6 protein-coding genes are annotated in these 7214 nt (G+C 32.6%); 5 read left to right on the top strand and 1 reads right to left on the bottom strand.

Annotated features, from left to right (window positions below):
• Positions 1–870: RHS repeat-associated core domain-containing protein (locus Q361_RS12850; RefSeq protein ID WP_211290387.1), on the top strand; the 870-nt coding region annotated here is incomplete at its 5' end.
• A 35-nt stretch (positions 871–905) separates the two neighbouring features.
• On the top strand, positions 906–1340 hold the full coding sequence (locus Q361_RS12845) for a hypothetical protein (protein ID WP_103727138.1): 435 nt from the start codon (positions 906–908) through the stop codon (positions 1338–1340).
• A 38-nt stretch (positions 1341–1378) separates the two neighbouring features.
• On the opposite strand, the gene Q361_RS12840 is transcribed toward Q361_RS12845, so the two are convergent.
• On the bottom strand, positions 1379–1744 hold the full coding sequence (locus Q361_RS12840) for a helix-turn-helix domain-containing protein (RefSeq protein ID WP_103727137.1): 366 nt from the start codon (positions 1742–1744) through the stop codon (positions 1379–1381).
• A gap of 151 nt (positions 1745–1895) precedes the next feature.
• Here Q361_RS12840 and Q361_RS12835 point away from each other — a divergent pair, with 151 nt between their 5' ends.
• The 3 genes from Q361_RS12835 (at position 1896) to Q361_RS12825 (ending at position 6094) form a co-directional block, all read left to right on the top strand.
• Positions 1896–4184, top strand: coding sequence for a CHC2 zinc finger domain-containing protein (locus Q361_RS12835; RefSeq protein ID WP_103727136.1), 2289 nt, complete (start codon positions 1896–1898; stop codon positions 4182–4184).
• Positions 4185–4319: 135 nt separating this feature from the next.
• Positions 4320–5192, top strand: coding sequence for a tyrosine-type recombinase/integrase (locus Q361_RS12830; protein WP_103727135.1), 873 nt, complete (start codon positions 4320–4322; stop codon positions 5190–5192).
• A gap of 44 nt (positions 5193–5236) precedes the next feature.
• Positions 5237–6094 (top strand): tyrosine-type recombinase/integrase, encoded by an 858-nt coding sequence (locus Q361_RS12825; protein WP_103727134.1) that lies wholly within the window; start codon positions 5237–5239, stop codon positions 6092–6094.
• Positions 6095–7214 lie beyond the last annotated feature (1120 nt).

Raw genomic sequence — 7214 nt, 5'->3', positions numbered from 1 at the left:
TATCGATATAACTCCAAAGAATATCAGGATGAACTCGGTTTGAATGAATATGATTATGGAGCTCGTGGCTATATGCCTGATATTGTCCGTTGGAGACATGTTGACCCACTGGCGGAACAAACTCCAAACTGGTCTCCGTATGCGTTTTGTAACAACAATCCTCTATATTACACAGACCCAACTGGGATGAGTGCAGAACCACCTTCAACTCATACTGATGAACAAGGTAATGTAATAGCTGTTTATAATGATGGTGATAATGGCGTCTATAAACACGGTAAAAATGCTGACGGTGGAACTCCTACAAAATATCAAATTGATAAGCGACACGAAAAGTCAACTTCAGCAGGTGGAGAAAAAATGGGGGAAACTGCATATTGGGATGAATTTATTGTGCCTAATACCGACAGAGCAGAAGGAAAAATACATTATACTAAAGATGATTGGGCAGATTGGAAACCATTGATTGATTGGGGTAATGACCACGCTAATAATCAAGATTTAACAATAACAATGCAAGAGTCTAAAAGTAATGGGATTTTAGATATAAAAACCAATGCTTTAGGATGGGCAGAAGATGGCCCAATGACAGGAAGATTACTAAATGGTAAATTTGCAACAGCACGTTCAGCAGGTAATTATTTAGCTGGAATGAATGGAGTTACAGGGACTATTCAAGGACAGCGTATAAGTGGAACAACCTATATGAAGTTAGCAGGTGCTTATCAAGTTGGTAAATTATCTAAATTTAATATTTTTAGAATACTAACATATGGTGCATCATTTGGACCTGCTCCATATTATGGAGAAGAAAATTATTCTGGAAGAAGAATACAAGAGGGTATTAACGCAGGTAATAAAAAATTATAAAGACAATGTGCATACTAAAAAACATATTAATCTTATTGACTTTATTTAGCTGTTCATCAACTACAAAGGATACTTTTAATTCAATAGAATTAGTTTCGAGTAAAGGAGAAAAAATATATATAAACTCTTTAAATTGGGGTGTTACAGATGATAATCAAATTACAGTAATATCAACAAATAAAGAAAGAGTTAAGGAAAGGACAGACACAATTGATGTAGTTAAAGGATTAGAACCTTTCTTTTACAGCTTTAAAAATGATAGTTTAAAATTATTTTTTTCTAACGAGGCTACATATAAATTAAAAGAAGATTTTAAAACAATTAATGTAAGTTATATAGTTTTAAGTGCTGAAAAATATAACAAAATTAGACCTAAAGCATATAATAACGATGGTTATTTTTCTATTCCACGAAGAGAGAAAATTATTTATCCTTCAGATATGCCGAAAGCTCCACCAGCACAGAATTAATGAATTAAAAATAATAAAGCCCCGAAATCGGGGCTTTATTATTTTACATCGTTCAACACTCCAGAGAGCGCATCTTTTAATTTTTTCTTGCCAACTAGCGCATCAACAAAAGAAAACACCATCTTTTTTTCTTCTTCGTTTAGTTCTTCAACTAGTTTAATTTTTTCTATTAACGAAGCATCATAAGAGTTTACATCGTCTAAAGTTGTATCAGCTTCAAATAAGTCTGTTAGTTTAACATTTAATGCTTTAGCAATTTTTTCAAGCGTAGTAAGTGATGGTTCTACTTTTCCTGTCTCAATACGGCTATACATAGGCGCACCAAGTCCAACAGCATTAACGAGCTCTTTCTGCGACATTCCTTTTTTCTCTCTTATTGCTTTTATGTTTTTACCTATATCCATATTAATGCTTTTTAACGCAACAAATATACAAAATATACTTATTGATGTAAATAATTGAATTTTGATATTAAATAAAATTACCTTTTAAAGTAATTTAATTATATTTGCAAAATACTTTTTAAGGCATAAAATAATTTTAACCTTGTAAACAATGGAAATCACTCAAATAAAAGAGCAGCTCTCAATGTCAAACGTACTGCATTACTACGGATTAAAAACCGACAAACAAAGTCGTTTAAATTGTCCGTTCCATCAGGACAAAACCCCAAGTTTTCAAGTGTATTACAAAACACAAACGGCATATTGCTTTAGTTCCAACTGCAAAACACACGGTAAAAGTATCGATGTGATTGATTTTATATTGCATAAAGAAAACTGCACCAAACACGAAGCCATTAACAAAGCGGTAGAAATTTTAGGATATAAAGAACCTAACAAAAACGAAAGGTATCAGCAAGATTTAAGTAGAGAGCAATTTTTGGGTAATATGTACCAGTATTTTAAAAATGGTGTAAGCAGTAGCAAACCAGCCAAAGACTATTTACAATCTCGAGGTTTAGACTTTAAAAAAATAGAAGTCGGTTACAACGGTGGACAGTTCCATCACGGAGCAAGAAAAGACGAAACTTTAATAAATCAGTGTTTAGAATATGGATTACTAATTGATAAAAACATTTTAAGTCGCACAGGTGAGAAAGCTTACGGTGTTTTTGGTAAATGGTGTATTGTTTTTGCTTTAAAAAATAGAGAAAATAAAGTAGTGAGTTTATACTTTAGAAGCACATTAAACGAGAAAGAAAGCAAACACTTTTATCTGAAAAATAGACAAGGACTTTATCCAAACTATCCAAAACAAGAAACTAAAAAACTTATTTTAACAGAAGCCATAATAGATACAGCAACGTTATTACAAGTTGAAGAAATTACTAAAAATTACAGCGTATTAAGTTTATACGGGACCAACGGACTAACGGAAGAGCATTTACAAGCCATAAAAGAATTAAAGCAACTAGAAGAACTCATCTTCTTTTTTGATGGTGATACTGCTGGAAACGAAGCCATAAACAAATACAACGAAGTAATTAGAGAAATCCACCCAAGTATAAAAATAACCAAAGTAAACACTCCAGAGAATGAAGATATAAATAGTTTAGTTCAAGGACATACTGAAGAAATTTTACTACACTTAATTAGTGAAAGAACTGAAATAACTACTTCTTTTTCAATTGAGGACAAAACAACGGAACAACCTAAAAAACCAACAGCAACCAACACACAACCACCAACAAATATAGATTTTCTAAAACAAAAAGACTTACTAAATGAGCTTAATAAATTAATAGAGCAAAGCGGTATCATTGGAGAAGAAAACAGCCGATTATTATTATATATCATTGCATCAAGCTACAAAACCAAACACCCTTTACACGCCATAGTGCAAGGAAGTAGCGGAAGCGGGAAAACACACCTTATCAGTAAAATAGCAGACTTAATGCCTATTGAAGATGTTTTTAGATTTACAAGAATTACAGAGAGTAGTTTGTATAATTGGGGCGAGTTCGACCTGGTCCACAAAGTTATTGTTATCGAAGATTTAGACGGATTAAAAGAAGAAGCCCTTTATCCATTACGAGAATTAATCTCAAATCAAAGAGTAAGCAGCTCCACCAGTGTAAAAGATAAAAAAGGAAATATCAAATCTACCAACAAAGAAGTAAAAGGCATTTTTAGCAGTTTATCAGCCACCACCAAAGGCGAAACCTACGAGGATAATATGAGTAGAAGTTTTTTAATAGCAGTCGATGAAAGCCAAGAACAAAGCAAAAGAATAATCCAATACCAAAATAAAAAATACGCTGGAGAAATAGATCCAAAACAACAAGAAAAAGCCAAACATCAATTACAACAAATTACAAGAGCTTTAAAAGAATATGACGTAGTCAATCAATATGCAACCCAATTAGAACTACCCGAAGAAGTACACAAAATAAGACGATTAAACGAAATGTTCCAAAGCATTATTAAGCAAATAACCATCATCAATCAATACCAAAGAAAAACCACAAACGACGGCAGACTAATCACACAAATAGAAGATTTAGAACAAGCAACAGAAGTACTTTTTGAAAGCATAATACTCAAAGTTGATGAATTAGATGGCAGTTTAAGACAGTTTTTTGAACGAGTAAAAAAGCATCTAAAAACCCAAGAAAAAGAATTTACACAAAGAGAAATCAGACAAATACTAAACATCAGCAAAGCACAATGCTCAAGATACATAAATCATTTATTAGAGTTGGAATACATCAGCAGTAAACATATGGGAAACCTTAGAAAAATAACCTATAAAATAGAATATTGGGACGATTATCAACGAATGAGAATACGAATAAAAGACAAACTACTATTACAAATTGAGAACCTAAAAACAAAAGTATGAAACAATACGGAACAATAATGAAACAATTAAAATCAGCGTAACTAACTGAATACTAATAACTGAACACTGCAAACTGTGCTATTGTTCCAAGTTCCAAGAAAGTACAACCATAAAAGTATCATAAAGCTAAAAAGTATGACAAATGAAACTTTAAAAAACTATCTAAACTATTTAATAATCAAAGGATATAACGAAGAAACTTCACACAATAGAACAGGACAAGTAAAAGAATTTTTAGACTTTATAAAACTATCTTTTGAACAAATAAACGAAGAACACATTAACCAATATTATTACTACTTAAAACAACGACCAAACAAAAAATACAAAGAAAAAACAATCAGCATCAACACCGTTATACATCACATCAGAGCGATAGAATTATATTTTGAAATGCTCTACGATACAGGAAAATTAAAAGAACCACTACAAATAAATATCAGTTATCCTAGGAATTACCAAAGCGATTTTAAACGAGAATTTTTAAGCCAGGACGAAATAGAAAAACTCTACAAAGTAGCCAATCCATTAGAAACAATCATCATCCATTTAGCGTATGGTTGTGGGCTTCGAGTAGCGGAATTAGTAGCAGTAACCAAACAAGATATTTACACCAAAGAAAATATTTTAATTGTTCCCAAAGGCAAGTTTAACAAACGTAGAATAATCCCATTAACCGAAAAAATAACACAAGATTTACAAGAGTATTTACAAAGTATAGAAGGAAAACAAAACACTTTTATACTCAACTCAAAAGGTCGGAAAATGCAGGAATGGACGTATAATAAAATCCTAAAACAACTACTAAAAAGAATAAAAATAAAACAAGATAGAATTAACAAACTATCAATACACAGTCTTCGGCACTCAATAGCAACACACTTACTACAAAACGGAATGGAACTAGAAAAGGTTAGAGATTTTTTAGGACATAACCAGTTAGAAACCACAGAAACTTACACTCATATATCAATGAACCAAATGCGAAGCATTCGTGAACACTTTTGAAAAAAAACAATAAAAAATGCGTGAACAACTAATTAACTTGAAAAATGATAGCTCTTGACGATTATATAAAAGAAAATTACAGAACAACAGGACTAAAAAGCACCATAAAACGATACACAAATTATCAAAATGGTAAAGCAAAAACAGCCAAATTAAAAGATATATTAGACTATATCAACTATTTACGAAAACAAAACGTAAGTCCAAAAACACTCCGAAATAATCTATTTGCTATAAAAATCTATTACCGATATTTACAAGAAACCGAGCAAAGAAAAGACCATCCTTGTCAAAAATTATACTTAAAAGACCAAATAAACAGAGCCATTGCAGTCGAAAAACTCTATACTAAAAATCAATTAGAAACATTACTCACAAATTATAAAACTAAAAACCAATCCATACAATTAAGAGATGAAGTAATTATAAGTTTACTCATACATCAAGCCTTATTAGTAAAGGAAATAACGAGTTTAAAAGTAGCTGAAGTAAATTTAGAAAAAGGCGAAATCTTCATTGAAAAAGGAGGCAAAACCAACGCAAGAACACTACCACTACAAGCCAATCAAATCTTATTATTTTACAACTATTTAGAAGCAAGAAAAACACTTTTAGAACATACCAAAAAACAAACAGAATACTTTATAACTTCCAAGTATGGAACAGCACTAAACCCACACGGAATAAGCAGATTAATAAACGATAAAAAGCCAAAAGAAGAACACATACAACCATTAAAAATAAGACAATCCGTAATAGCCAATTTACTAAAATCAAATAATGATCTGCGAATTGTTCAAGTATTTATAGGACATCGTAGAAGTTCATCAACAGAAGAATACAAACAAACAGAATTAGAAGCGTTACAACAAGCAGTAAACCAATATCACCCAATTAAATAAAACCCAAATAAAAAAAAGCGGTTTGCTTCGCAGAAGTATTTTCACCCACCCAGTCCGACGCTCCCCACCGCACCAGTGGTTCTGCCACCGCATCGGCACTTGTTTTTCCCCACAGTAAGCCAATAAAAAAAGGTTTTTTGTTTTCCCAAGCCCATCGCACACAAAAAAACCTTTTTTTATCCGCTTACTTCCCACGCTCAAAAAACAAGAGCCGAAACCCAACGCTCAACCACTCCCAAAGCTATGTTACATAATAAGCCATTATAGTTCAAGCCCGTTGGGTTTGCTTCGCCTTGAAACTATAAGCTCATTATGTAAAATAGCCGCTCTCCAACGCTCCCACCCACTGCCAACGCTACTGCCGACGCACTACGAAAGATTTAATTATTTAGTAATGACTTTGCACAAAAAAAGCTTCACAAAAAAGCCAGCTACAGTGGTTGCCGTCTTTCTTTGCTCGTTTTTTTGCACAAATCATTACTAAAGGGAAGTAGATTATGTGTTCAATCGCCACAAGGCTATGCTCATTTTTTTGGAAGATTGCCAAGGAAAACCCGATTAAAAAAAAACGTTTGATTAATGGCAATCTTCCAAAAAAATCGAGCGCACAAGTAAAGACAATCAGCCGAGTTTAGTTATAAATTTAATGTTCCGGCTTTTTTGCTTTGGATTATCGATAAAATAAAGTTGATTTTTTTTTCATCTGAAGAACAAAATAATTTATACTTCAGCCGACGATGTCCCGAGGATGTCCCGAGGATAAGCCCACCATAAGCCCACTAGAGCCCACTTTTTGTTATGGATATAAAAACGATGTTTTACAGAAATAATCCAAACAAAAGCACTTTGATATAAAAACAAGCAAAGTATAAGCCAGCCATAAAACGAGGCTTATTTAAGCTAAAATCACGCTCAAAAGCGATTTTAATTACTTCAAATCCAATCAAAAACAAACGCATATTTTTTTTCAATTGAAACACTCAAATGAAAAATAAAATGTATTTTTGGCTTTATCAATGGGAGCATTACAACTAACATACGAGCCAAAATTTAAAATAGTGCATCGCTCGCGCGAGCTGATGCGCTCGCACGAGGCGAAAAGTGTGCAGTTGTGGTTAAG

The organism is Flavobacterium croceum DSM 17960, assembly GCF_002917885.1.
Taxonomy (GTDB): Bacteria; Bacteroidota; Bacteroidia; order Flavobacteriales; family Flavobacteriaceae; genus Flavobacterium; species Flavobacterium croceum.
The sequence above is the reverse complement of the archived record's forward strand: the minus strand, read 5'-3'. Positions and strand labels throughout refer to the sequence as shown.